The sequence below is a fragment of the Pseudokineococcus marinus genome (assembly GCF_013004605.1).
Classification (GTDB): domain Bacteria; phylum Actinomycetota; class Actinomycetes; order Actinomycetales; family Quadrisphaeraceae; genus Pseudokineococcus; species Pseudokineococcus marinus.
In genome coordinates, this window is sequence record NZ_JABEMA010000450.1 from 1 (window position 1) to 1,783 (window position 1,783).

Consider the following 1,783-nt stretch of genomic DNA (forward strand, 5'->3'; position numbering starts at 1 on the left):
GTGGTCGCGTCCGTCGCTGCGGTGGCGTCGGAGACCGGCGAGGACGCCGCCACGGGGGAGGACGACGCGGGGCCGGCCGTCACGTCGTCGCCGCAGCCCGCGGCGAGGAGGGCCAGCGCGGCGGCCGACGAGCGCGCCCGCACCGAAGGGCGCGTACAGCTTGTGGCCGGAGAGGGCCACCCAGTCGACGCCGTCGCGGGCCACGTCGACCGCCCGGTGCGGCGCCAGCTGGGCGGCGTCGACGGCGAGGCGGGCGCCGGCGGCGTGCGCGAGGTCGGCGAGCCGGCGCAGCGGCAGCTCCTCCCCCGTGACGTTGCTCGCGCCGGTGACGGCGAGCAGCGACGTCGGCTCGGCGGCCAGGGCGTCCGCGAGGACGGCCAGCGTCCCCTCGAGGGTCGGTGCGGCCTCGACGACGCGCGAGGTGACGCCCCGGTGGCCCTGCGTGCGCCACGGCAGGAGGTTGGCGTGGTGCTCGAGGTCGAGGACGAGCACCGAGCCGCCGTCGGGGACGCAGCCGGCGAGGACGGCGAGGGCGTCGGTCGTGCTCCGCGTCCAGACGACGACGTCGTCCGCGCGGGCCCCGACGAAGCCGCCGACGACGTCGCGCGCCCCCTCGAGGACGGCCGTGCTCACCTGCGAGGCGTACCCGGCGCCGCGGTGGACGCTGGCGTACAGCGGCAGGACCCGCTCGACGTGGTCGGCGACCCAGCACAGGGCGGGCGCGCTGGCCGCGACGTCGAGGTTGGCGTAGCGGGCCGTGCCCCCGGTGACGAGCGGCACCTGCTCCTCGCCGCCGACGACGGGCAGCAGCGGCTCGTCGCCGGGCGCGGGCGCGGTGCGGGCGCGGGGCACCGCCGGCCCTGACGGCTCCGACGGGGCGCCCGCCTCCTCGCGAGGCGGGGCGGGGGGCGGCACGACGGCGAGGCGCCGGGCGGGCGGGGCCGCCGCCACAGCTCGGTCGACGGCCCGGTCGAGGGCGCGGTCAGCGACGACGGGGTGCGTGCTCATGGGGGTCTCCTGCGGCGTCCACCGGACCCGGAGGTCCGCGCTTGCCGCACCAGGGCCGGTGCGGCCAGGTCCTCACCCGGGGCACCCCACCGCGGAGGAGGGTTGCCGGCCAGCGAGCCGGGGCTTGTCGCTGGCGCTCTTGACCTGCCGACGACGCTAGGGCACCCGCCGCCGGCCGCACCACCCCTCGGGACGGCCGTCCCGCCATCCGGGACGCGAGGCCGCGCCGCCACCCGGACGGACGTGTCGACGTCGCCCTCCGCCCGCCGCGTCCGACGTGGAGGTGACGCCTCCTTCGCCTTCGACGCCCCTCGGCGGGCGAGTCGTCGCCGGTCCGGCCTCTGCGCGCCTCGGAGGGCGCACCCTCAGAGGGCGCGGCCGAGCACCAGGCCGAGCGCGGCCGCGAGGGTGCTGACGACGACGGTGGCGGCGGCCGCCGCGGCCGCGGCGCCGACGCGGCGCTGCTCGAGCAGGCGCAGCACCTCGACGACGGCGGTGCCGAAGGTCGTGAAGCCGCCGCAGAACCCGGTGGCGAGCACGGCCGCCGCGGCGGCGTCGGACGCGGGCGCGGCGGGCCCGCCCAGCAGCCCGGTGACGAGGCCGATGAGCAGCGAGCCGAGCACGTTGACGACCGCGGTGCCCCACGGCAGACGGCCCCCGAGGCGGGTGCGCACCTCGCCGTCCACGACGACGCGCACGACGGCGCCCACCCCGCCGGCCAGGGCGACGAGCACGACGACCGCCCCGCTCACGAGCGCCGCCCGCGCGGCCACCG

General features: G+C 79.8%; 2 protein-coding genes and 1 riboswitch. Both genes read right to left on the minus strand.

The features are described from left to right. Positions 1-1,008 (minus strand): aminotransferase class V-fold PLP-dependent enzyme (locus HLB09_RS16490; RefSeq protein ID WP_171204386.1); only part of this gene is annotated, 1,008 nt, incomplete at its 3' end. 32 nt (positions 1,009-1,040) lie between these two features. Continuing rightward, a riboswitch (SAM riboswitch) is annotated at positions 1,041-1,153 on the minus strand. A 220-nt stretch (positions 1,154-1,373) separates the two neighbouring features. After that, positions 1,374-1,783, minus strand: a 410-nt coding sequence (locus tag HLB09_RS16495; RefSeq protein WP_246235677.1) for a fluoride efflux transporter FluC, incomplete at its 5' end; no start/stop codon positions are given.